The organism is Streptomyces sp. NPDC004838 (assembly GCF_053600955.1).
Window position 1 is genome coordinate 195,482 of the sequence record NZ_JBSGAW010000009.1, and the last position, 22,979, is coordinate 218,460.

Annotated in this window: 17 protein-coding genes; 10 read left to right on the top strand and 7 right to left on the bottom strand. The window is 70.3% G+C overall.

Features of this window, described 5'->3' with window-relative positions:
- The first annotated feature begins 76 nt into the window (after positions 1 to 76).
- From ACWEFL_RS13400 to rarD, 6 genes are all read left to right on the top strand, one after another.
- Positions 77 to 1,360 carry a sensor histidine kinase gene (locus ACWEFL_RS13400; RefSeq protein ID WP_451711133.1) on the top strand — a complete coding sequence of 428 codons (1,284 nt, stop codon included), beginning with the start codon at positions 77 to 79 and terminating at the stop codon, positions 1,358 to 1,360.
- A gap of 383 nt (positions 1,361 to 1,743) precedes the next feature.
- Positions 1,744 to 3,075 carry a sensor histidine kinase gene (locus tag ACWEFL_RS13405; protein WP_451711210.1) on the top strand — a complete coding sequence of 444 codons (1,332 nt, stop codon included), beginning with the start codon at positions 1,744 to 1,746 and terminating at the stop codon, positions 3,073 to 3,075.
- A gap of 352 nt (positions 3,076 to 3,427) precedes the next feature.
- A complete protein-coding gene (locus ACWEFL_RS13410) occupies positions 3,428 to 4,099 on the top strand; it encodes a LuxR C-terminal-related transcriptional regulator (protein ID WP_451711212.1) in 672 nt (223 codons plus the stop codon).
- A gap of 307 nt (positions 4,100 to 4,406) precedes the next feature.
- Complete coding sequence (locus ACWEFL_RS13415; protein WP_451711135.1) at positions 4,407 to 6,377, top strand: 2-oxoacid:acceptor oxidoreductase subunit alpha; 1,971 nt, start codon at positions 4,407 to 4,409, stop codon at positions 6,375 to 6,377.
- Positions 6,370 to 7,431 (top strand): 2-oxoacid:ferredoxin oxidoreductase subunit beta, encoded by a 1,062-nt coding sequence (locus ACWEFL_RS13420; RefSeq protein ID WP_451711137.1) that lies wholly within the window; start codon positions 6,370 to 6,372, stop codon positions 7,429 to 7,431. The genes ACWEFL_RS13415 and ACWEFL_RS13420 overlap by 8 nt, the downstream gene beginning before the upstream one ends.
- A gap of 583 nt (positions 7,432 to 8,014) precedes the next feature.
- A complete protein-coding gene (gene rarD / locus ACWEFL_RS13425; RefSeq protein WP_451711214.1) occupies positions 8,015 to 9,010 on the top strand; it encodes an EamA family transporter RarD in 996 nt (331 codons plus the stop codon).
- A 221-nt stretch (positions 9,011 to 9,231) separates the two neighbouring features.
- Here rarD and ACWEFL_RS13430 read toward each other — a convergent pair whose 3' ends face one another.
- Positions 9,232 to 10,668: an MFS transporter gene (locus ACWEFL_RS13430; RefSeq protein WP_451711139.1), complete on the bottom strand. Its 1,437-nt coding sequence runs from the start codon at positions 10,666 to 10,668 to the stop codon at positions 9,232 to 9,234.
- Positions 10,669 to 10,830: 162 nt separating this feature from the next.
- On the opposite strand from ACWEFL_RS13430, the gene ACWEFL_RS13435 reads away from it, so the two are divergent.
- A complete protein-coding gene (locus ACWEFL_RS13435; RefSeq protein ID WP_451711141.1) occupies positions 10,831 to 11,262 on the top strand; it encodes a winged helix-turn-helix transcriptional regulator in 432 nt (143 codons plus the stop codon).
- A 36-nt stretch (positions 11,263 to 11,298) separates the two neighbouring features.
- On the opposite strand, the gene ACWEFL_RS13440 is transcribed toward ACWEFL_RS13435, so the two are convergent.
- Positions 11,299 to 11,925 (bottom strand): CGNR zinc finger domain-containing protein, encoded by a 627-nt coding sequence (locus tag ACWEFL_RS13440; RefSeq protein ID WP_451711143.1) that lies wholly within the window; start codon positions 11,923 to 11,925, stop codon positions 11,299 to 11,301.
- Positions 11,926 to 11,946: 21 nt separating this feature from the next.
- On the opposite strand from ACWEFL_RS13440, the gene ACWEFL_RS13445 reads away from it, so the two are divergent.
- Both ACWEFL_RS13445 and ACWEFL_RS13450 read left to right on the top strand, forming a co-directional pair.
- Entirely contained in the window at positions 11,947 to 12,396 is a 450-nt protein-coding gene (locus tag ACWEFL_RS13445) for a VOC family protein (RefSeq protein WP_451711145.1), read from the top strand.
- Between the two features lie 477 nt (positions 12,397 to 12,873).
- The gene (locus tag ACWEFL_RS13450) at positions 12,874 to 14,223 is read left to right on the top strand and encodes a M28 family metallopeptidase (protein WP_451711146.1); all 1,350 of its coding nucleotides are present in this window, start codon (positions 12,874 to 12,876) and stop codon (positions 14,221 to 14,223) included.
- Positions 14,224 to 14,432: 209 nt separating this feature from the next.
- On the opposite strand, the gene ACWEFL_RS13455 is transcribed toward ACWEFL_RS13450, so the two are convergent.
- The 5 genes from ACWEFL_RS13455 to ACWEFL_RS13475 all read right to left on the bottom strand — a co-directional run bounded on the left by ACWEFL_RS13455 (position 14,433) and on the right by ACWEFL_RS13475 (position 20,319).
- Positions 14,433 to 15,308 (bottom strand): ABC transporter permease, encoded by an 876-nt coding sequence (locus ACWEFL_RS13455; protein ID WP_451711216.1) that lies wholly within the window; start codon positions 15,306 to 15,308, stop codon positions 14,433 to 14,435.
- A gap of 262 nt (positions 15,309 to 15,570) precedes the next feature.
- Positions 15,571 to 16,512 (bottom strand): ABC transporter ATP-binding protein, encoded by a 942-nt coding sequence (locus ACWEFL_RS13460; RefSeq protein ID WP_451711148.1) that lies wholly within the window; start codon positions 16,510 to 16,512, stop codon positions 15,571 to 15,573.
- Positions 16,513 to 16,864: 352 nt separating this feature from the next.
- Positions 16,865 to 18,136 carry a LolA family protein gene (locus tag ACWEFL_RS13465; RefSeq protein ID WP_451711150.1) on the bottom strand — a complete coding sequence of 424 codons (1,272 nt, stop codon included), beginning with the start codon at positions 18,134 to 18,136 and terminating at the stop codon, positions 16,865 to 16,867.
- Between the two features lie 158 nt (positions 18,137 to 18,294).
- Entirely contained in the window at positions 18,295 to 19,056 is a 762-nt protein-coding gene (locus ACWEFL_RS13470) for a nucleotidyltransferase (protein ID WP_451711152.1), read from the bottom strand.
- Positions 19,057 to 19,308: 252 nt separating this feature from the next.
- Complete coding sequence (locus ACWEFL_RS13475) at positions 19,309 to 20,319, bottom strand: polyprenyl synthetase family protein (RefSeq protein ID WP_451711154.1); 1,011 nt, start codon at positions 20,317 to 20,319, stop codon at positions 19,309 to 19,311.
- A gap of 333 nt (positions 20,320 to 20,652) precedes the next feature.
- Here ACWEFL_RS13475 and ACWEFL_RS13480 point away from each other — a divergent pair, with 333 nt between their 5' ends.
- A complete protein-coding gene (locus tag ACWEFL_RS13480; protein ID WP_451711156.1) occupies positions 20,653 to 22,785 on the top strand; it encodes a CocE/NonD family hydrolase in 2,133 nt (710 codons plus the stop codon).
- The last annotated feature ends 194 nt before the right edge of the window (positions 22,786 to 22,979 follow it).

Here is a 22,979-nt window from a genome sequence, read left to right on the forward strand (position 1 = left end):
GGGTAGGGATATCCCTACCCGGCGCCACCGTGTAGCCCCATGGCGCACGGCGGTCCGGCCGGGCAGGCTGGCGGGTATGACCGTCAGCAAGACCGACCGCCCAGCCGTCCGTGGGTCCGTCGAGGACGCCTTCGCCGGGGTTTCCGGCGATCCCCGCGCCGACAGGCCGCCGCCGGTGGGGTTCGCCTTGGGCGGACACACCTGGAAGGAGATCGCGCATCTCCTGGGCAATCTGCCGATGGCGGTGCTCGGATTTGTTTACGTGGCGTTCACGATCTCCACGGGCGCGGGGCTGTCGGTGACGGTCGTCGGTCTGCCGCTTCTCGCGTTGGCGCTGGCCGGGGCGCGTCTGATCGGCCGGGCGGAGCGGTGGCGCGCCCGGGGCCTGCTCGGGGTGCGGGTCGAGGAGCCGAGCCCGCTCCGTAGAGCGCGGCGAGAGAACGGGCTCTTCCCCTGGCTGTGGACGAGCCTGAAGGATCCGGTGGGCTGGCGGACGGTGCTGTACTGCTTCATCCGGCTGCCGTGGGGCGTGGTGACCTTCAGTGTGACGCTGGTCAGTCTGTTCGCTCTGTGGCCCGTCCTTCCCTTCATCGCGCGCGGGCTGTCGAACGCCGACCGCGCCATGGTGCGCGGGCTTCTCTCGCCCTCCGACGATCTGGAACAGCGGATCGCCGAGCTGGAGTCGGACCGCGGGGTCGTCGTCGACACCGCCGCCGCCGACCTGCGACGGATCGAACGGGATCTCCACGACGGCGCACAGGCCCGCCTCGTCGCACTCGCCATGGACCTCGGCCTGGCGAAGGAGAAGCTCCTGGAGGACCCGGACGCGGCGGCCGCGATGGTCGACGAGGCCCACGGCGAAGTCAAGCTCGCCCTGCAGGAGCTGCGCGACCTGGCCCGCGGCATCCACCCCGCCGTCCTCACCGACCGCGGACTCGACGCCGCCCTCTCCTCCATCGCCTCCCGCTGCACGGCCCCGGTGACGGTCTCCGTCGAACTGCCGGAACGGCCCGCGGAGGCGATCGAGGGAATCGCGTACTTCACCGTCTCCGAACTCCTCCAGAACGTCAGCAAACACGCGCGGGCGAAGAGCGCCTCCGTGGATGTGTGGCGCAGAGATGACCGCTTGCTGCTTCAGGTCACCGACGACGGGGACGGCGGCGCGAGGCTGGACGGCGGTACGGGAATGGCCGGGCTCGCCGAGCGGCTGGGGGCGGTCGACGGGCTGTTCGTCCTGGATTCGCCGGTCGGCGGGCCGACCACCGTCACGGTGGAGGTGCCGTGGCGTGACCGGGCGGGCGGCGGCAACACCCACGGCAGGGGCGCGATCGCGGGGCGGAGCGGTCGGGGGGCGCGCTGACCAGATGATCCATAGGCGTACGCGACGGGGTACGGGTACGTCGGCGCGTCGGGCTCACTCCCGCGCGCGCCGCCGGGCTCGCTCCCGCGCGGGCTGCCGCGCTCGCTGCCGTGCCGTACGGATCCGGCCGCCCCGGGAGCCGCACTCCGGAGCCGCGCACCCGCGAGCCCCCAGACCCCGCGCTCGTACGGAACGGCCGCTCCGGAGACGGGCTCGATCGGGGCGGCAATACGGGCCGGCCTTCGGCCGCGGGTACCCCGGACCACCGCCCCATGGTGGGGAAAACCCCCGGTCGAAGACGGTAACGGCCCTCATGGTGTACGGGCCCCGGTCGCCCGCATTCTGGTGACATGACAGCCCGCAGCGCAGAACGGACGACGCCGATGGCCACGGACTACCGACCCGAGCGACCGCACCGGCACGAGCGCCGGGACCTCATGGTCCCCGCCGCCCTGCGCGCTCCGTTCGAGCGCCGCACCTGGCGCGAGTTCTGGTACCTGATGCTGAGCCTGCCGGTCAGCGTGATCCTCTTCTCCTTCGCCATCACCGCCATCTCGCTGAGTGCGGGGCTGCTGATCACCTTTGTGGGCATCCCGGTCCTGGCCGCCGGACTCGCGGGCTGCCGCGCCTTCGGCTCGTTGGAGCGGAGCCGGGCCCGTGCCCTGCTCCACGTCGACGTGGACGACCCCGAGCCGGTGCGCGCCCGCACGAACGGGGTGATGTCCTGGGTGGGCGGGGTGCTCAAGAGCGGTTCGTCCTGGCGGCATCTGCTCTACGCGCTGATCCACTTCCCGTGGGCGGTGACCGCCTTCACGATCACTCTCAGCCTCTGGGCCGCGGGCTGGAGCATGCTCCTCTACCCGCTGTGGAAGTGGGTCCTCCCGAAGTACGGAGACACTCCCGGCATCCAGATCTACGGCGACGGCGCGGGGAACGGCTTCTACCTCGACACCCCCTTCGAGATCGCGATCACGTCCGCGGCCGGTCTGGGGCTGGTTCTGCTGACCGCCTGGCTGATCAGGGGCTTCGCCTATGTGGACCGGGTGATGGTCACCGGACTCCTCGGGCCGTCCACCCTCGCCACCCGGGTCGTCGAGCTGGAGTCGGACCGCGGGGTCGTCGTCGACACCGCCGCCGCCGACCTGCGCCGGATCGAACGGGATCTCCACGACGGCGCACAGGCCCGCCTCGTCGCACTCGCCATGGACCTGGGTCTGGCGAAGGAGAAGCTGCTGGAGGACCCGGACGCGGCGGCCGCGATGGTCGACGAGGCCCACGGCGAGGTGAAGATAGCTCTCCAGGAGCTGCGCGACCTGGCCCGCGGCATCCACCCCGCCGTCCTCACCGACCGCGGACTCGACGCCGCCCTCTCCTCCATCGCCTCCCGCTGCACGGTTCCTGTGACGGTGGAGGTGGACCTGCCGTTCCGGCCCGCTCCCGCCATCGAGGGAATCGCGTACTTCACCGTCTCCGAACTCCTCCAGAACGTCAGCAAGCACGCGCAGGCGCGCAAGGCGTCGGTGGATGTGTGGCAGTCGGACAACCGGCTGATGCTGCAGGTCACGGATGACGGCAGGGGCGGCGCGGGGGTCACATCGGGCAGTGGGCTCGCGGGGCTGACGGAGCGGCTGGACGCCGTGGACGGCATTCTGGCGATCGACTCGCCCGTCGGCGGCCCGACGACGGTGACGGCCGAGCTTCCCTGGCGCGGCTGACGGCGTCCGCGCACGGCAAGCCACAGCGCGACGGCCCAGCACGCCCAGCACAGCACGACAGGACACGACCGCTCACGCACCGGGCACAGCTCCGGCCGAAGGCGCTGCCCCCGGCGCTCCGCCCCCGCCTGCCCGGCGATTCCCCGGCACGTTCCCCCGGCACTCCACCGGCGCGAATCCGTCCCGGTGACCCCTCGCCCGCCCCCGTGCGCGCCCCGAGAACACCCGCGATACCCACGCGATCACGAAGGTTATCCACAGGCCGTCCCGGTCCGATCCGAATGCTGGGATGCTGTACCGGCAAGGCCGAAATGGATCTACTACGGGATTGACATGGGGGAATCGGGCAGTGGTGGAGAACAGGGTACGAGTGGTCATCGCCGAGGATTCGGTACTGCTCCGCGAAGGGCTGACGCGGCTGCTGACCGACCGCGGGCATGACGTCGTGGCCGGTGTGGGCGACGGTGAGGCGCTGGTCAAGACCGTCGGGGAGCTGGCGGCACAGCAGTCGCTGCCCGATGTGGTGGTCGCGGATGTGCGGATGCCTCCGACGCACACGGACGAGGGCGTACGGGCCGCGGTGCGGCTGCGCAAGGAGCATCCCGGCATAGGGGTCCTGGTCCTCTCGCAGTACGTGGAGGAGCAGTACGCCACGGAGCTGCTGGCGGGCAGCAGCCGGGGGGTGGGCTATCTCCTCAAGGACCGGGTCGCGGAGGTGCGCGAGTTCGTGGACGCCGTGGTGCGGGTGGCGCAGGGGGGCACGGCGCTGGACCCCGAGGTGGTGGCCCAGCTGCTGGGGCGCAGCCGCAAGCAGCATGTTCTGGCGAGTCTCACTCCACGCGAGCGCGAGGTCCTCGGTCTGATGGCGGAGGGGCGGACGAACTCCGCGATCGCCAAGCAGCTGGTGGTGAGCGACGGCGCGGTCGAGAAGCATGTGAGCAACATCTTCCTGAAGCTCGGGCTCTCTCCGAGTGACGGGGATCACCGGCGCGTCCTGGCTGTGCTGACCTACCTCAACTCATAATCAACCGACACTCTGTCAGATATCGAGTCGAGCCACAGTCGCCCGCAAGACGATTCCCCCTGCACGCGAAGCCGGGAGGAAGCCGAACCGGGGCCGAGACCTACAACCAAAGTCCGAGCGAGAGACATCGCACCAGGAATACACGCTGACGGTCAAATCATGACAAAACAGGGCATCGAATCGTCTCAATTTGACGTCCAACATATGAGCGACCCAGGGAAGGCCACCCTTACCCACGTAGGGTGGCACGTGGAACGGCCAGTGAGACGGCCGGCCCGAGCAGCCGCCTCAAGGGAGGTCCAGTTCAGTGACCAGCCAGGTCAGTAGCGCAGCCGAGCATGCCGACAACGCCGACGAGGCCGGCGACGCCAATGAGGCGCTTGTCGGCGGAGAGCGCGAACCCGCCCCTGGCGGAGCACCCGGGTCGAAAGAAGTCCGTCGGCTGGACCGGGTCATCATCCGGTTCGCGGGCGACTCGGGTGACGGTATGCAGCTCACGGGTGACCGGTTCACCTCGGAGACCGCGTCGTTCGGGAACGATCTCTCCACGCTGCCGAACTTCCCCGCCGAGATCCGCGCCCCCGCGGGCACCCTCCCCGGCGTGTCCAGCTTCCAGCTCCACTTCGCCGACCACGACATCCTCACGCCCGGCGACGCTCCGAACGTTCTGGTCGCCATGAACCCCGCCGCGCTCAAGGCGAACATCGCCGATGTGCCGCGCGGCGGCGAGATCATCGTCAACACGGACGAGTTCGCCAAACGGGCGATGGCCAAGGTCGGCTATGACGTCTCCCCGCTGGAGGACGGCTCGCTGGACGCCTACCACGTCCACCCCGTTCCCCTGACGACGCTCACGATCGAGGCGCTGAAGGACTTCGGGCTCTCCCGCAAGGAGGCCGAGCGCTCGAAGAACATGTTCGCGCTGGGGCTGCTGAGCTGGATGTACCACCGCCCGACCGAGGGCACCGAGGCGTTCCTCCGGTCGAAGTTCGCCAAGAAGCCGCAGATCGCCGAAGCGAACATCGTGGCTTTCCGCGCCGGCTGGAACTTCGGCGAGACCACCGAGGACTTCGCCGTCTCCTACGAGGTCGCGCCCGCCGGCAAGGCGTTTCCCGCCGGCGTCTACCGGAACATCTCCGGCAATCTGGCCCTCTCCTACGGGCTGATCGCCGCGGGCCGACAAGCAGATCTGCCGCTGTACCTGGGCTCGTACCCCATCACCCCCGCCTCCGACATCCTGCACGAGCTGTCCAAGCACAAGAATTTCGGTGTGCGGACGTTCCAGGCCGAGGACGAGATCGCGGGTATCGGCGCGGCGCTGGGCGCGGCATTCGGGGGCGCGCTCGCCGTGACCACCACGTCCGGGCCAGGTGTGGCGCTCAAGTCGGAGACCATCGGGCTCGCGGTCTCACTGGAGCTGCCGCTGCTGATCGTGGACATCCAGCGCGGCGGCCCGTCCACCGGACTGCCGACCAAGACGGAGCAGGCGGACCTGCTGCAGGCGATGTACGGGCGCAACGGGGAGGCCCCCGTGCCCGTCGTCGCACCCCGCACTCCCGCCGACTGCTTCGACGCCGCCATCGAGGCCGCACGCATCGCGCTCACCTACCGGACGCCGGTGTTCCTGCTCTCGGACGGCTATCTCGCCAATGGCTCCGAGCCCTGGCGCGTACCCGACGTCGACGAACTCCCCGACCTCCGTGTGCAGTTCGCAACCGGCCCCAACCATGAGCTGGCCGACGGCACCGAGGTGTTCTGGCCGTACAAGCGTGACCCCCAGACGCTGGCGCGCCCCTGGGCCGTACCCGGCACGCCCGGTCTTGAGCACCGTATCGGCGGCATCGAGAAGCAGGACGGCACGGGCAACATCTCGTACGACCCCGCCAACCACGACTTCATGGTCCGCACCCGGCAGGCCAAGATCGACGGCATCGACGTCCCGGATGTCGAGGTCGACGATCCGGACAGTGCGTCGACCCTGGTCCTCGGCTGGGGATCCACCTACGGGCCGATCACCGCCGCCGTACGCAGGCTGCGGGCCGCGGGCGTCCCCATCGCCCAGGCCCATCTGCGCCACCTCAACCCGTTCCCGGGGAATCTCGGCGATGTGTTGGGGCGTTACGCCAAGGTAGTGGTACCGGAGATGAACCTCGGTCAGCTCGCCACCTTGATCCGGGCGAAGTATCTGGTCGATGCACACAGTTACAACCAGGTCAACGGCATGCCGTTCAAGGCCGAGCAGCTGGCCACGGCGCTCAAGGAGGCCATCAATGTCTGAGTCGGCACCCGGTTTGCTTTCCCTGGTTCCCAAGGCCGAGGCCAAGCAGTCCATGAAGGACTTCAAGTCCGATCAGGAAGTGCGCTGGTGCCCCGGCTGCGGTGACTACGCGGTCCTCGCCGCCGTCCAGGGCTTCATGCCCGAGCTGGGGCTGGCGAAGGAGAACATCGTCTTCGTCTCCGGCATCGGCTGCTCCTCCCGCTTCCCGTACTACATGAACACCTACGGGATGCACTCCATCCACGGCCGCGCGCCCGCCATCGCGACCGGGCTCGCGTCCTCGCGGCGCGATCTGAGCGTCTGGGTCGTCACGGGCGACGGCGACGCGCTCTCCATCGGCGGAAACCATCTGATCCACGCCCTGCGGCGGAACGTCAACCTGAAGATTCTCCTCTTCAACAACCGCATCTACGGCCTCACCAAGGGCCAGTACAGCCCGACTTCCGAGGTCGGCAAGATCACCAAGTCGACGCCGATGGGCTCGCTGGACGCGCCCTTCAACCCGGTGTCGCTGGCGATCGGCGCGGAGGCATCCTTCGTGGCCCGTACCGTCGACTCGGACCGCAAGCACCTCACCTCGGTGCTGCGCGCCGCCGCCGATCATCCGGGCACGGCACTGGTGGAGATCTACCAGAACTGCAACATCTTCAATGACGGAGCGTTCGAGGTCCTGAAGGACAAGCAGCAGGCCGAGGAAGCGGTCATCCGGCTGGAGCACGGGCAGCCGATCCGCTTCGGAGCCGAGGGCGCGAAGGGTGTCGTGCGGGACCCGGCGACCGGCGATCTGCAGGTCGTCGCGGTCACCGCGGAGAACGAGTCCCGGATTCTGGTCCACGACGCGCACAGCGCTTCCCCGACCACGGCGTTCGCGCTTTCCCGGCTGGCGGACGCGGACACCCTGCATCACACACCCATCGGGGTGCTGCGCAGTGTGGAGCGTCCGGTGTATGACACGCTGATGGCGGAGCAGTTGGACACAGCCGTCGAGCAGAACGGCAAGGGCGACCTGGCCGCGCTTCTCGCGGGCAACGACAACTGGACCGTCGTCGGCTGACCACCGTCTGACCGCCGTCGTCAGGCGACGGCGGTGACGATCGGGTACGTATGCGTGGGTGCCCTCCGTGACCGGAGGACGCCCGCCCGTATTCCTTGGGCCCTGGGTTTACGCGTCACCGTCTGGCACTGACCGAGGAATCGTGGCCGCCTGTTCGTCCCCCTGTGTAGAAACAGCCCCCACGTCCTGCTGGAGTGTCGAGGTCTTGGGCTGGAAGGAGAATCTCGCCCCCGTTCTGGAGCACGGTGCCGTCGTCTCCGGCGCGCGCGAGGGCCGGGTCACCTCGACCGCTCGCGCCGACTATGCCGCCGCTGCCGCCGTCGCACTGACCGAGGACGGCAATCTGGGCGCGGCCCCCCGGGCCGGCGGTCCGCCACGACCTCCTGCGCAAGGTCCTCACGCCTGTCGCATATGTTCCACTTAGGTCATGACCGTATGCCGGTACGAGCATGACAGCCCGCTCTTGTGGCGCGTACCTTCGACGGAATGACCGAGGGGTGACGCACGCAGGGCGGGAGGTCCGGTGAAGTCGAACGGCGAACAGCAGCGGGCAGGGCTGCTGTACGGGATCGGCGCCTACGGGATGTGGGGTCTCGTCCCGCTCTTCTGGCCACTGCTCAAACCCGCCGACGCGATGGAGATCCTGGCCCACCGGATGGCCTGGTCCCTGGTCTTCGTCAGCCTCGCCCTACTCGCGCTGAAGCGCTGGGGCTGGATACGGGAGCTGATCCGCGAACCCCGCAAGCTCGCGCTCCTGACCGTCGCCGCCGCGGTCATCACCGTCAACTGGGGCGTCTACATCTGGGCCGTGAACTCGGGCCGGGTGGTGGAAGCGTCCCTCGGCTACTTCATCAACCCCCTCGTCACCATCGCGTTCGGCGTCCTGCTGCTGAAGGAACGGCTGCGGCCCGCGCAGTGGGCAGCGGTCGGCACCGGCGCCGTGGCGGTGCTGGTGCTCGCCATCGGCTACGGGCGGCCGCCGTGGGTCTCGCTGGTGCTGGCCTTCTCCTTCGCCGCGTACGGTCTCGCGAAGAAGAAGGCCGACGTCGGGGGTCTGGAGTCGCTGGCGGCGGAGACCGCGATCCTCTTCCTCCCCGCGTTCGGCTTCCTGCTGTGGCTGGGGGTCCGGGGGGAGTCGACGTTCGGCGCGGAGGGCGTCGGTCATGTGGCGCTGCTCGCGGCGACCGGTCTGGTGACCGCGGTTCCGCTGGTCTGCTTCGGCGCGGCGGCGATCAGGGTGCCGCTGTCGACGCTGGGGCTGTTGCAGTATCTGGCGCCGGTCTTCCAGTTCCTGCTGGGGATCCTGTACTTCCGGGAGGCCATGCCCGCGGAGAGGTGGGCCGGATTCGGGCTGGTGTGGCTCGCCCTGACGATTCTGACGTGGGATGCGCTGCGCACGGCTCGGCGTACGAAGGCGGCGGCGGAGGCACTGCGAGCGGCCGGGCCGCGGACCGAACCCGGGCCGGGGACCGAACCCGGGCCGGGGACCGAACCGGAGCCGGGGACGACGCCCGAGACCGGCCCCCTCGGCGAGTCATGCCCCGCCCCTGCCTCCGCTCCCGCCAAGCCCGCCGTCTGACGCCGACGAACCCGGCGTACGCCGACCCGCTCGCGCGCTGCCCGCGCCGCCGCCCGTGCACAGGCGGGCCGGACGGCCCACCAGGCCCGGCGGCCCACCGAGGCACCGGAGCACGGGAGCGCCGAGGCACGGGTGCGCCGGAGCGCCGGACCCGACTCTCCGGCGCTCCGGCGCTCCGTGCGGCGGCCGGCGGTCGGTGCGTCCGCGCCGACCGCGAGGAGTTACGCCTTCCCACCCGTGGGGGCGAGTTCCTTCGCGGGGGCGAGTTCCTCAGCCGACGCCGTCACGCCCCCGGCCGCTCGGGGCCGGCGTAGACCCGTCGCCGCCAGCACCCCTCCCACCAGCACCATCACCAGCGGCACCACCAGCGCCGCCCGGTAGGCCCCCAGCGGGGAGGCTCCGTCCGTCAGGCCGTACAGACCGTGGACCGCCGTCACCGCGGAGATGCCGATGGCCGCGCCGAACTGCGTGGCGGTGGTCAGCAGCCCGCCCGCCAGCCCCTGTTCCTCCGGCCGGACGCCGTCCGTCGCGGCGATCGTCAGGGGTCCGTAGGCGAGGGCGAAGGCGAGGCCGGTCAAGGCGAAGGTCGGGAACATGGCGGCATACGTCCAGTCGGCGCCCACCCCGACGAAGACGGCGTACGCGGCGATGGCCAGCAGGAAGCCGCCGAGGATCACACGCGCATTGCCGAATCGGTTCACCAGGATCGGGGTGACCGTGGGAGCCAGGATCACGTCCGCTCCCATGATGAGGAGGGCCAGCGAGGTCTCCATGGACGACCACCCCCGGAACTCCTGGAGGTAGAGGGTCGCCATGAACTGGAACCCCATGAACGCCCCGACGAAGAGCAGCGCGCCCAGATCGGCCCGTACGAGCGAGGACCGGCGCAGAATGCCCAGCCGGACCAGGGGCGCGGCGGACCGGCGTTCGACCGCGACGAACAGCGCCACCAGCAGCAGGCCCACGCCGACCACCGCGAGGGTGGTCGCCCAGCCGTGGAAGCCGTGCTCCAGCCGGACGACCCCGTACGTCAGCATCAGCATCGCGCCCGCCGCCGCGGCCGCCCCCGCGAGGTCGAACCCGCCCTTGCGTACCGGCTTCCGCTCGGCCGGAAGCAGCCGGACGGCGGCCAGCAGGATCACGCCGGCGAGGATGACGGGGGCGAAGAAGACCCAGCGCCAGCCGAACTGGGTGAGCAGTCCGCCGATGACCAGACCGAGGGAGAAGCCACCGGCGGCGGTGCCCGCGAAGATCAGGAGCGCCTTGTTGCGCTGTGGGCCCTGTTCGTACGACGTGGTGATGATCGACAGCGAGGCCGGGGTCATGAAGGCCGACGCGACACCGGTCACGAAGCGCGCGACGATCAGCATCCAGCCCTCCGTGGCGAAGCCGCCGAGACCGGAGAAGACCAGAAAGATCACGAGCCAGAGCAGGAACATCCGGCGGCGGCCCAGGAGATCGGCCGCGCGTCCGCCGAGCAGGGTGAAGCCCGCGTATCCGAGCACATAGGCACTGAGCACCCAGGCCGCGGTACCGGTGGAGAGCCCGAGATCGGCCCGGACCGACGGGATGGCCACGGCGAACATGGCGACGTCGATGCCTTCGAGGAAGATCGCGCTGCAGAGGACGAGCAGCAGAGCCCGGGCGCGTCCGGACATGGCCGGGGCGGGCGTAGATGATACGGCTGTCGACATGGCAGTCGGCATGGCTTGCTCCAACGGAGACGAAGGCTGATAAGTCAGTTACCGGGAAGAGGGCCAGTTCCCTCTTGTAACTGACACCATCGTGCGGAACAATGACGTCATGCGGAAGAAGGCACTTTGAAGTCACTCGGTCACCTTGGAGTGACCGAGTTCGACGACGATGGAGACCGGGACCCTTTCCAGTGGGACACCCGTGAGGACTGCGAGGTCCGCCAGATCCTGGACAGGATCGCGGACAAGTGGTCCCTGCTGGTCATAGCCCTGCTCGACAGCCGTGTCCTGCGCTTCACCGAGCTGCGCAGGGAGATCGACGGGATCAGCCAGCGCATGCTGACCGTCACCCTGCGCCAGTTGGAGCGCGACGGCCTGGTGTGCCGTACGGTGCATCCGGTCGTACCACCGCGCGTCGAGTACGAACTCACCGGCCTCGGCCGCACCCTGCACGCCACGATCCGCTCCCTGGTCACCTGGACCGAGAAGCACCAGAACGAGATCGCGGCCGCGCGCGCGGCCTACGACGCACGCGAGGAACCGCAGGGCGCGTCGTAGACCGACCACCCTTCGGCCCGTGCCCGGTCGGCGGCTTCAGGCGTCCCCTTCCGGGCCGGCGAGCGGTTCGTGCGCCGCGTTACGGGCCCGGTGCGCCCGGACCTTCCGGCGGTTGCCGCAGCGTTCCATGGAGCACCAGCGGCGACGGCCCGGCCGGGAGGCGTCGACGAAGATCAGATAGCAGTTGTCGGTGGCGCATTCGCGTACGCGATGGGCGTACGGGCCCGTGAACAGATCCACCGCGTCCCGTGCCACAGCCGAGAGCAGTTGGCCGCCCGTCGCACCGGGCGCCCAGCCGCGGGTGCCGTCGGCCGCGAACCGGGGGACGGGCGGGGGCTGCGCCGCCGCCGAGTTGACCGCGCCGACGTCCGCGGCCGGCAGCGCCCGGCCGTACGCGCGAGCCGAGGCGAGGCGGTACACCGCGTCCCGGAGAACACGGGCCTCCCGCACATCGTCGGCGGTCACCACCGGTTCGAGCCCGTCCGGCAGCCGGCTCTCCCCCGCCCAGCGCACCAGATCCCCCGGCTCGTACAGCACATCGAACCGCGCGAGGATGCCCGGACCGCCCGTGAGCAGCAGTTCCAGACAGAGCGCTCCGGGATCGAAATGGAAGGGACGCCCCGTCGGCGGGCGGAGGGTAAATCCCCTTGCAGGCTCGCTCATGTAACCACTATAAACGGTTTCATGGCTTTGCACTGGAAACTCACCATCGACACCTCCGACCCGCTCGCCCAGGCCGACTTCTGGGCCGGGGCCCTCGGCTACGAGGTGGAGGATCACAGCGCGCTCATCGCACACCTCCGGGAGCACGGGCAGTTGCCGGAAGGATCGACAGTCCAGGCGCACGGCAGGGACGCCTGGCGGGATTACGCCGCCGTCCGGCATCCGGACGACCCGTACGAGGAGGAGAACGGCGTAGGGCTCGGCCGCCGACTGCTGTTCCAGCGCGTACCGGAAGGCAAGACCGCCAAGAACCGGCTCCATCTGGATCTGCACGTGGGACCGGAGCGGCGTGCGGAGGAGGTCGCGCGGCTGGAGACCCTGGGGGCCACCGTCCTGTACCACCAGGACCAGCCGATCGGCGTGTGGACCACCATGGCCGACCCCGAAGGAAATGAATTCTGCGTGGAGTAGGCGGCGCAACCCGAACAGCACGCGAACAGCAGACGAGCAGCAGACGAGCAGCACCGAGTGGGGAGTGTCGGCGGATCCGTCCGGAATGGGCGGATCCGCCGACACTCCCTGTTCTTTATGCGAACACTACTGACCGGATTCCGCCCTTGACGCCACGTCGAACACTCGCTGAACTCTGAGCACACATCGCGCCACCCCGTGCCATCCCAGCGCCATCCGTGTCACCAAGTGTCCGGCCGCACCGCGGTTCCCGGATGTGCTCAGCACCACGCGCCACCGCCTACGCACCGCCGCAACGCACGACCGCACCCCCGCAACGCAGGACCGCACCGCCGCTTCACCGCAACGCGCAACGCCTCACCGCACCGCCGCACAGCGACACCGCACCATGCTCCAGCGCCCTGGAACCGGCCGCTCCGGGGCGTCTCACACGTTTCGTTCCGTCCTGTCCCCGTACGGAATCACCGGAGCCCCCACATGAGACTCTCCCCCGCCAGTTCCAGACGGACGCTCTCCGCCGTCTCCATAGCCCTGGCCGGGCTGTTCGCCGCAGCCGTCCCCACGGCCACGGCATCGGCGACCCCGGCCGCCCCGTCGGCCCCGGCCCAGCGGGCAGGTGCCGCCCTCGCCGCGCCGGACATACCGCTCGCCAATGTGAAGGCGCATCTCTCACAGTTCCAGTCGATCGCCACCGCCAACGGCGGCAACCGCGCCCATGGCCGCACCGGCTACCGCGCCTCGCTCGACTATGTGAAGGCCAAGCTGGACGCGGCCGGATACACCACGACGATCCAGCAGTTCACCACCAGCGGCGCGACCGGCTACAACCTCATCGCGGACTGGCCCGGCGGCGACCCCAACCAGGTCCTGATGGCGGGCGCGCACCTCGACTCCGTCACCTCGGGCGCCGGCATCAACGACAACGGCTCGGGCTCGGCCGCCGTACTCGAAACCGCGCTCGCCGTCTCCCGCGCCCAGCTCCAGCCGACCAAGCATCTGCGCTTCGGCTGGTGGGGCGCGGAGGAACTGGGTCTCGTCGGATCGAAGTACTACGCCAACAACCTCCCCACCGCCGAGCGTTCGAAGATCTCGAGTTATCTCAACTTCGACATGATCGGATCGCCGAACCCCGGCTACTTCGTCTACGACGACGATGTGGCGCTGGAGAAGGTCTTCAAGGACTACTACGCCGGCCTCGGCGTCCCCACCGAGATCGAGACCGAGGGCGACGGACGCTCCGACCACGCCTCCTTCAAGAACATCGGCGTCCGGGTCGGCGGTCTGTTCACCGGCGCGGGCCGCGCGAAGACGGCGGCACAGGTCCAGAAGTGGGGCGGCACGGCCGGTCAGGCATTCGACCGCTGCTACCACTCGTCCTGCGACACCACGGCGAACATCAACGACACCGCGCTGGACCGCAACAGCGACGCGGTCGCCCACGCCATCTGGACGCTCGGCACCGGACCGACCGTCCCGCCCGGCGACTCGTACGAGAACACCGCCAACGTGAACGTCCCGGACAACGGCGCGGCCGTGACCTCCACGATCACCGTCGCCGGCCGCACCGGGAACGCCCCGCCCACCCTGGCCGTCGGCGTCGACATCAAGCACACCTGGCGCGGTGACGTCGTCGTAGACCTGGTGGCCCCGGACGGGACCGCGTACCGGCTGAAGAACTCCAGCACCAACGATTCGGCCGACAACGTCATCGCCACCTACACCGTGAACGCTTCGAGCGAGCCCGCGAACGGCGCGTGGAAGCTGCGTGTCCAGGATGTGGCCGCCCAGGACACGGGGTTCATCGACAGTTGGAAGCTCACGTTCTAGCTCTTCTGCCCGGCACTGCTCGGCGCTGCCCCGCCGCAGGGCCCCGCTGAACCGCCACCCCCCACAGGCTGCATGCGTGTGCTCCCACCGCACACGCATGCAGCCGGGTCCGGGGTACGTCGGCGGACTACCGGGACGCCCCCACCCCCCACCCCTCGCCCTCGCCCTCGCCCTCGCCCTCGCCCTCGGCAGGCTCCGCCGGGCTCACGTCAGGCGTTGACGTCCTTCGTCGTGAAGCGCGCCCAGGCCGCCGACCCGAACACCGCCGCGTACAGCGCCTGGAGCCCGAGGTTCTTCTGAATCTCGTCCCAGTAGACCGGCTCCCGGAGCAGATCCGAGAACGAGAGCCAGTAGTGCGGGAAGAGATACGGATGGACCGCGTCCAGCTGCGGAATGTTGCCCAGGATCTGCACGGTGATCAGCAGGCCGACCGTCGTCGCCATCGCCGCGATGCCGCTGCCCGTGAGCGTGGAGACGAACAGTCCGAGCGCCGCGATCCCCGCGAGTGAGGCCGCGACGGCCAGCGCGATCAGCCCTGCCCTCAGCAGCCCCTCCCCGAACGAGATCGTGGTGCCGGAGATGGTGGTGACATCCCCGAGCGGGAAGAGGATCGCACCGACGGCGAGCGCGGACACCGCCACGACCAGGGTCGCGATCAGACAGAAGGCGAGGACCGTGGCGTACTTGGCGAACAGCAGCCGGGTACGTCCGGCCGGGGCGACCAGCAGGTAGCGCAGGGTGCCGGTGTTCGCCTCCCCCGCGATCGCGTCGCCCGCGACGACGCCGACGGCCATCGGCAGGAACACGGGCAGGGTCGCGGCAAGCGCGGCGAAGACCAGGAAGAGCCCGTTGTTGGTGATCTGGGCGATGAAGGCGGGCCCCTCGCCGCCACCGGACGGTCCCGTGCCGTCGCCCGTCTCGATCTTCACGGCGATGCCGATGAGCGCGGGGACGGCCGCGAGCACGCCGAGCAGGGCGACCGTACGCCACCGGCGCAGGGTGGTGACCAGTTCGGAGCGGAAGAGCCCGAGGGTACGGAGGGGGTGACGGCGACGGGTGGGCTCCGCCCGCACACCCGCCGACAGGGCTTCGGCGCCAGCGGTCCGGGCTTCACCGGCTCCAGCCCCGGCGGTCCGGGCATTGGAGTCCCCGGCCTCCACACCACTGCCGACCCCCGCACGCCCGCTCGCACCGGCACCCGTACCGACGTCCGCGCCTGCACCCCCGTCCACGCCCGGTCCAGCACCCGCGCCCGGTCCAGCACCCGCGTCCGCGCCTGCACTTGCGTCCCCGCCCGGAGCAGCACCCGCACCAGCACCCGCGCCCGCTTGGACGTCCGTCCCGCCGTCACCCGGCGACATCGAAACCCTCCCCCGTCAGCGCCACGAACGCGTCCTCCAGCGAAGCGCGCTCGACCCCGAACCCCCGTACCCGTACGCCGCCCTGCACCAGCGCCGTGTTCAGATCCGCCAGCTCGACGTCCGGCCCCGGCGGCTCCCCCGTGACCCGGTCGTCGCCCGTCACGCTCACCTCCGTCACGCCCAGTTCCTTGAGCAGCCGGGCCGCGTCTCCGGTGTCGGGGGTGACGACGGTCAGGCGTCCCCTGGTCCCGGCCGCCAGTTCCGCCACCGGGCCCTGGGTGAGCAGCCGTCCCCGCGCCATCACGGCCGCGTGTGTGCAGACCTGCTCGATCTCGTCGAGAAGGTGAGAGGAGAGGAAGACGGTGGTGCCGTCGGCGGCCAGCTCCCGGACGAGCGAACGGATCTCGCGCATCCCCTGGGGGTCGAGACCGTTCGTGGGCTCGTCGAGCACCAGGAGCCGGCGCGACTGGAGCAGGGCGGCGGCCAGCCCGAGGCGCTGCTTCATCCCCAGCGAGTACGCCTTCGCCTTCTTGGCCCCGGCCGCGGTCAGCCCCACCCGGTCGAGCGCGGCGGCGACACGGGCCTTGCGGGTACGGGGATCGGCGGTGGGGTCGGCGGAGTCGTAGCGCAGCAGATTGTCCCGGCCGCTCAGGAACCCGTACAGCGCGGGCCCTTCGATCAACGCCCCCACGTGCGGCAGTACGGACCGCACGGCACGCGGCATGGCCCCGCCCAGGACGGTCGCGGTGCCCGCCGTCGGTTCGATGAGGCCCATCAGCATCCGGATGGTGGTGGTCTTGCCCGAGCCGTTGGGGCCGAGGAAGCCGAAGACACTGCCCTCGGGCACGGTCAGATCGAGCCCGTCGACGGCCGTCTGGCCACCTCGGTAACGCTTGGTGAGCCCCCGCGTCTCGATCACCGCTGCCATTCCGCTCCCGTCTCCGTACGGCCGGACTCCCGGCTACCGGACCTTCCCGCTACCCGGACGACCCGGCTCCCCGGTGCTGCTCGTTCAGCGCTCCGCCCCACCGTACGGCGTGCACGGCGGGGCGGGCGAAACCGGTCGTCGGCTGACTCGTCGACCGAGACGTCGACCGAACGGCTACTCGTCTGCTGCTCTCTACCTCTTGCTCCCTACCCGACTACTGCCTATCCGAACTGCTGCCTACCGAACTGCTGCCTACCGAACCGCTGCCTGCGTGGCTGCTCGTCTCGCGGCCGTTGCCGGTGGGCCACTCCCCGCCCGCCGACAATCGCCCGCCCCCCCTACTTGTCCGCTGCTACTTGTCGGCGTTCGCGGCCTTCACGAGCGCGTCCTTGGTCACGGCACCCACGTACACCTTGCCGTCGTCCGTCATCAGAGCGTTGACCAGACGGGTCTTGAAGATCGTGCCCGAGCCGAACGAGCCGCTGACCTCGTCGCCCAGCGAGTTGAGGAAGCCCTCGGCCGCGGGCGGCAGCTCGCCGTCCTTCGGCTGGCTGAAGCCCTCGCCCGCGGGGCTGCTGGATGTGGCGATGGACGTCCAGCCCTCACCGATGACGTTCAGGCCCCCGAACCCGGCGAGGTCGGCCGGGCCCCCGAAGTCGTGCCCGCCCTCGCGCGCTTCCTTCTCCAAGTCCTCCGCCTTGGTCACCTTCGCGCCCTTCGGCGGGCTGAAGTCGAAGGTGGACGCGGCCGGCTGGGAGAAGTCGACCTTGGTGAAGCCGACGTCGATCGCCGCCTTGCCTCCGCTGCTCGGGATGAGCGTGAACTTCAGCGGCGTACCGGTCTTGGAGTCCACCGCGACCTTGATCGAACCGATCGTCGAGCCGCTCTGCTTGGGCTTGATGACCAGCTGGTACGCCGAACGCCCGGCCACCTGCGCCGTGCCGTCGACGGTCACCGACGTGGTGCTGTCGGCCGCCTTGAGCGCCTCTTCGGCGAACTCCTTGGGCGTGGTCGGCAGATCCCCCGGCGACTTCTTCCGGGCGTCGTCGTTCTTCTTGCCGTCCTGCTTTCCGTCCTTGCCGCCGCTCTTCTCCCCTGCGGGCTCCTTGGCGTGGAAGACCTCGTTCGTCGCGCTGTCGTACGCCCAGACTTCGTCGCCGTTGCGGATCAGGCTGTACTCGGCGGCCTTCTCCTGGATCGACACCTTCTGCTTGTCGGGGCCGTCGACCGCGACGCGCAGAGTGTGCGAACCGATCGCCAGCTCCATCAGCTTCCCGTCGGGAGACGCCGACGAGCCACCGCCCTCGCCGGGGGCCTTCTCACCGGCGCCCGGTGCGAAGGAGTCCGCGAGCCCCCCGAAGTCCGGGATCCCCAGATCCGTGCTGATCTTGACCGTGCCGGAGAACTGCTCCGTCTCCGACGCGGCCATCTTCTCGATCAGCTCCTGCGCGCTGATCTTCGGAAGATCCGGGTCACCGGACGCGGCGAGCGCCGGGACGAGCCCGATGGTCGCCGCCGCCACCCCGGCCACCGCGACCGGGACGACATAACGGGCGGCCTTGCGGCGCCGCGCTGAGAGGTCCCCGGCCTCATCGGTGGTCTGTGCCCTGTCTTTCGGTGCCATGGTGTGCCCTACCTCCGTGGTCAGTCGGGAGTGGTGGTACCCATCTGACCAAATCGGCCGCACCAGGGCGTCAGTCCTCGGGTGCAACTTGCCCTACTGCTCTGGGATGACAGAACTCCCAGCCATCCCCCCTTCCCGTAGGGGGTGTTGTCAGGGGACTACTCCGCGTACTCGGCGATGACCCGGTCGATGGCGTGCACAAGGAACGCGAGGGCCGACTCCGCCCGCCGGTCGAGCCATTCGCGGGAGGCCGGACCCGGTTCGCCGTACCGCCGCCGCCGGATGTCCTCCACGACCTCCTCCGGCGCGTCGAGGGCGGTGACGAGTACATCGAGGGCTTCCCGCTTGCTGATCAGCCGCCCCTCCCGCAAAGTCACCAGCGCCCGCGCCAGGGTGAGGAAGCCGAAGTCCACCCAGGTGTCGTGGAGCAGCAGTTCCCGGCGGGACAGCGTGGGCCGCCAGTACTCCGTGAGCTCTTCGACGATGTGGCGCTTGAGCTGCGCGTCGGTCACCGGAGGCAGCAGACCGGCCACCGGGCGGCCGTGCAGAACACGGCCGAATTCATGGAGTTCGCGTCTGGTCACGGGAGAGACCGGGCGGCGGAAGAGTTCCTGATGGGCCCAGGTCACGTGCTCACGGGGAACATCGGCCAGCTCCGCCGCCGGAACGTAGCCGCAGTGCAGCTTCGCCGCGATCGGCCCGTCCTTCAGGAGGTTCTCGTGCAGTTCGGCGAGCCGCCGTTCCTCGGCCTCGGTGCACGGTCGCTCGACGACGGCGATCAGATCGAGATCGCTGCGGCCGGGACGGTAGTCCTCCCCGGCGGCGATCGACCCGTGGACCCAGATCGAGACGAGGGGCAGAACCGGCCCGACCTCGCTGACGAAACGTTCAAGAAGCCTTTCGGTGACCGCGTCTGTCATGGTGCCAGTCTGCGTCCATGGTGCCGGTCCGCGTCAGCGGCCCGCGCCGGTGTCATGGCGGTCCCAGAGCCGTGCCCGACCCGCAGCACCGACCGCCGTACCCGCCCGCACCGCCCGTACCGCCGTCGTCACAGCCGCGCCTCACAGCCGTACCTCACCAGGCGTATCGCCGTACGCCACAGTCGTACGTCCAAGTCGTACGTCCAAGTCGTAAGCCACCGCCGCACCGACCGCCGCACCGACCGTCGTACATCAGCCCGCGCGGTGCACCACCGCGTCGCACAACTCCTCCAGGGCCGCCTTGGCGAAGCACTCCGGCAGCGGGGCGAGCATGGCGCGCGCCTCCTCCGCGTACCGGACGGTGTCCCGGCGCGCCTGTTCCAGAGCCGGGTGGGCACGCAGCCGCCGCAGGACCTCGGCGTGCCGGGCGTCGTCGGCCAGGTCGCCGTCGAGGAGCCCGACGAGTTCGCGGTCCTCGGGTTGACCGTGCGCCTCGGCGTGAGCGCGCAGATGCAGCACCGGCAGCGTCGGGATGCCCTCGCGCAGATCCGTGCCGGGCGTCTTGCCCGACTCATGCGAGTCGCTGGCGATGTCGAGTACGTCGTCGGCGAGCTGAAAGGCCACGCCGAGCCGTTCGCCGTACTGGGTAAGGATGTCCACGACGCCCTCGTCCGCGCCCGACATCATCGCGCCGAACCGGCCGGCGACCGCGATCAGCGAGCCCGTCTTGCCGCCGATGACATCGAGGTAGTGCTCCACCGGGTCGCGCCCGTCGCGCGGGCCCGCGGTCTCCAGGATCTGGCCGGTGACCAGCCGCTCGAACGCCTCGGCCTGAATCCGGACGGCCTCCGGGCCCAGATCGGCCAGTATGTGGGAGGCACGGGCGAAGAGGAAGTCGCCGGTCAGCACGGCCACGGAGTTGCCCCAGCGTGTGTTGGCGCTGTCCACCCCGCGCCGTACGGCCGCCTCGTCCATCACATCGTCGTGGTAGAGCGTCGCCAGATGGGTGAGTTCGACGACCACGGCGGAGGGCACCACGCCCGGCGCGTACGGATCGCCGAACTGGGCCGCCAGCATCACCAGCAGTGGCCGGAAACGCTTGCCTCCGGCGCGTACGAGATGCTGCGCGGCCTCCGTGATGAAGGGCACCTCGCTCTTGGTGGCCTCAAGGAGACCCGCCTCGACAGCCGACAGTCCGTTCTGGACATCGGCCTCAAGAGCCTGGTCCCGCACGCTCAGCCCGAACGGCCCGACGACGGTCACGAGGTGGTCTCCTGTCTGCTGATGATCACACGGATTGTCGATGTGTCTCCGGATTCACTCAAGTCAGCGTATCCGGTCGCGTTTCGATCACCATGAGCGCCTTCCCGCCGCCGACGGTATGTTCGTGAACAGGACATACGCCCAGGGGTGAGCCCTTTCACCGGGATCGACGGCGGAATACGCGACGGAATTCGAAACGGAATCCGGAACCGTATCCGAAACGGAATCCTCACCGGCGGCCGGAACGGAACGGGGACGGTTCCGCGACCGGGACGGCGGCAGCTGAACGCCGGGCTCCGGGGCAGGGCGACCTCCGCACATCAAGGCCGAGCCATGCGCCATCGCAATCGCTTTCCGTATGAAACCAGCCACGAGGACATCCGGATACCCCTGCGCGACGGCACCCGCCTGTACGCACGGATCTGGCGTCCCCACACGGACGGCCCAATCCCCGCGCTGGTGGAGTACGCACCCGACCGGCTCAGCGATGTGACCGCGCCCCGCGACTGGCAGCGCCACCCCTGGTACGCGGGCCACGGCTACGCCTCCGTACGCGTGGATCTGCGCGGTCACGGCAACAGCGAGGGCCTGCCGGGCGGCGGCACCGCGCTCGCCGACGGGGTCGAGGTGATCGACTGGCTGGCCGCGCGGCCGTGGTGCGGGGGCCGGGTCGGCATGTTCGGCCTCGGCTGGGGCGCCACCTGCGCGTTGCGGCTCGCCGCCCTCGCGCCCGAGCCGTTGAAGGCGGTCGTCACGGTCGGCGCGACCGACGATCCGTACGACAACGACACCGCCTTTCCGGGCGGCTCGGTGTCCGCGGACGGCCTACAGGGCCGGTCGGCCGCGATTCTGTCGTCCCTCTGCCGACCGCCGGATCCCGTCTTCGCGGGCGACGGCTGGCGCGATCTGTGGCTCGCACGGCTGGAAGCAGTCGAACCGCCGCTCCACTCCTGGCTGGCCCATCAGCTCCGCGACGACCGTTGGAGGTACGACGGCCATGGGATGTACGGGGAGAGCCCGTCCCGCGTACGGGCCGCGGTACTGGCCGTGGGCGGCTGGCACGAGCCGTACCGCGACACCGTCCTCAGACTGCTGGAACGGCTCCCCGCGGACCGCGTACGGGGCCTGATCGGGCCGTGGGCCCACCAGTACCCGGACCACGGGCGTCCGGGCCCCGCGATCGGGTTCCTCCAGGAGACGCTCGGCTGGTGGGACCACCATCTCAAGGGCGCGGAGAACGGGGCGATGGACGAGCCTCTGCTACGGGTGTGGATCGACGGCGTGCCGACGGCCACGAGGAGCGGGGACGGCCACGATCCCGATCCGGCCACACCGCCGGGGCCCGGTCCCGACCCGGCCAGGCGGCCGGGGCCCGGCACGGACTCCCGGCGGCGGTTCGAGGAGGAGCCCGTCGGGCGCTGGGCCGCCGTGGCCGACTGGCCGTCGTCGGCCGTCGGCACCGCCTCGTACGCCCTCCAGGGCCCGCCCCTGATCATCGGCTCGCCCCCGCACACCGGGCTGGACGCGGGCCGAAGTCTGTCGGCCACCGGCCGCCCCGCCGACCTCCCGTCCGACCAGCGGGCCGAGGACGCGTACTCCGCCTGCTTCGACTTCGCCGTCCGAGGCGGCCCGATCGAGGTCCTGGGCCGTGCGCGAGTCACCCTGCGGCTGCGGCTGGACCTGCCGTGGGGCCAGGTCGTCGCCCGGCTCTGCGACATCGCGCCGGACGGCTCGTCCACGCTGGTCACCCGAGGCGTGCTGAACCTCGCCGCACGCCATGGCCGGGAACGCGCCGTCGCGTGGACTCCGGGCACGACGGAGGACGTGACCTTCGAGCTGACCGCCATCGGCCACGCGTTCCCGCCGGGCCATCGCATCCGGCTCGCCGTCTCCTCCGCGTACTGGCCGTGGATCTGGCCATGGATCCGGTCGCGGCCGGATCCGGAAGGTCTCGTCCTCACCCCGGAGGGCTCGCGCCTCGACCTCCCGGTGTTCCGGCCCACCGCCACCGAGTACGAGCCCGTCTTCCAGCCGCCGGAACAGGCCGAGCCCCTCGGCGTCAGCTCCCCGGCGACCCTCGCGACGCCCGGCGAGCGACACCCGGAGCGGCTGGTGGTCCGGGACGTCGGCGCGGGCGAATGGCGGCTCGAAACCGACCCCTGCCCCGGCGATTCCACCGGGACCGGCCACCTGAGCAACTACCCGGACGGGCTCGAACTCACCGAGAACGCGCGTGAACTCCGGACGATCCGGGAACCCGGCCCCCGGTCCGCCCGCGCGGACGCCGAGTGGACCGTCAGGCTCCACCGGCCGGAAGCGGGCTGGGACGTGACGGTCGAGACCCGCTCCTCGCTCACCTGCGACGGCACCGGTTTCCTCGCGGAGGACGAGGTGGTCTGCCGGGACGGAAGGGAGATCGTCTTCCATCGCACCTGGGAGAAGAGCTTCCCCCGACCGGCCGCCTGACCGGCTGGCCCGCAGACCGACTGACGGCCTGACCGACCGGCCCGCAGACCGGCCGACCGACTGACCGACCGACCGGAGGTACGACCGGCCGGAGGCGCGACCGAGAGGCTCACCATGGGACTGACTGAGGGACTGACAGAAGACCCGCCCTGCCCGGTGAACGCGCTCTGCCGGGCCCGTGCGGCACCCACGTA

Coding starts and splice junctions, on each gene's coding strand:
- ACWEFL_RS13400 (WP_451711133.1), top strand. CDS start 77: ATGACCGTCAGCAAGACCGACCGCCCAGCCGTCCGTGGGTCCGTCGAG.
- ACWEFL_RS13405 (WP_451711210.1), top strand. CDS start 1,744: ATGGCCACGGACTACCGACCCGAGCGACCGCACCGGCACGAGCGCCGG.
- ACWEFL_RS13420 (WP_451711137.1), top strand. CDS start 6,370: ATGTCTGAGTCGGCACCCGGTTTGCTTTCCCTGGTTCCCAAGGCCGAG.
- rarD (WP_451711214.1), top strand. CDS start 8,015: ATGTGGGGTCTCGTCCCGCTCTTCTGGCCACTGCTCAAACCCGCCGAC.
- ACWEFL_RS13430 (WP_451711139.1), bottom strand. CDS start 10,668: ATGTCCGGACGCGCCCGGGCTCTGCTGCTCGTCCTCTGCAGCGCGATC.
- ACWEFL_RS13440 (WP_451711143.1), bottom strand. CDS start 11,925: ATGAGCGAGCCTGCAAGGGGATTTACCCTCCGCCCGCCGACGGGGCGT.
- ACWEFL_RS13445 (WP_451711145.1), top strand. CDS start 11,947: ATGGCTTTGCACTGGAAACTCACCATCGACACCTCCGACCCGCTCGCC.
- ACWEFL_RS13450 (WP_451711146.1), top strand. CDS start 12,874: ATGAGACTCTCCCCCGCCAGTTCCAGACGGACGCTCTCCGCCGTCTCC.
- ACWEFL_RS13460 (WP_451711148.1), bottom strand. CDS start 16,512: ATGGCAGCGGTGATCGAGACGCGGGGGCTCACCAAGCGTTACCGAGGT.
- ACWEFL_RS13465 (WP_451711150.1), bottom strand. CDS start 18,136: ATGGCACCGAAAGACAGGGCACAGACCACCGATGAGGCCGGGGACCTC.
- ACWEFL_RS13470 (WP_451711152.1), bottom strand. CDS start 19,056: ATGACAGACGCGGTCACCGAAAGGCTTCTTGAACGTTTCGTCAGCGAG.
- ACWEFL_RS13480 (WP_451711156.1), top strand. CDS start 20,653: ATGCGCCATCGCAATCGCTTTCCGTATGAAACCAGCCACGAGGACATC.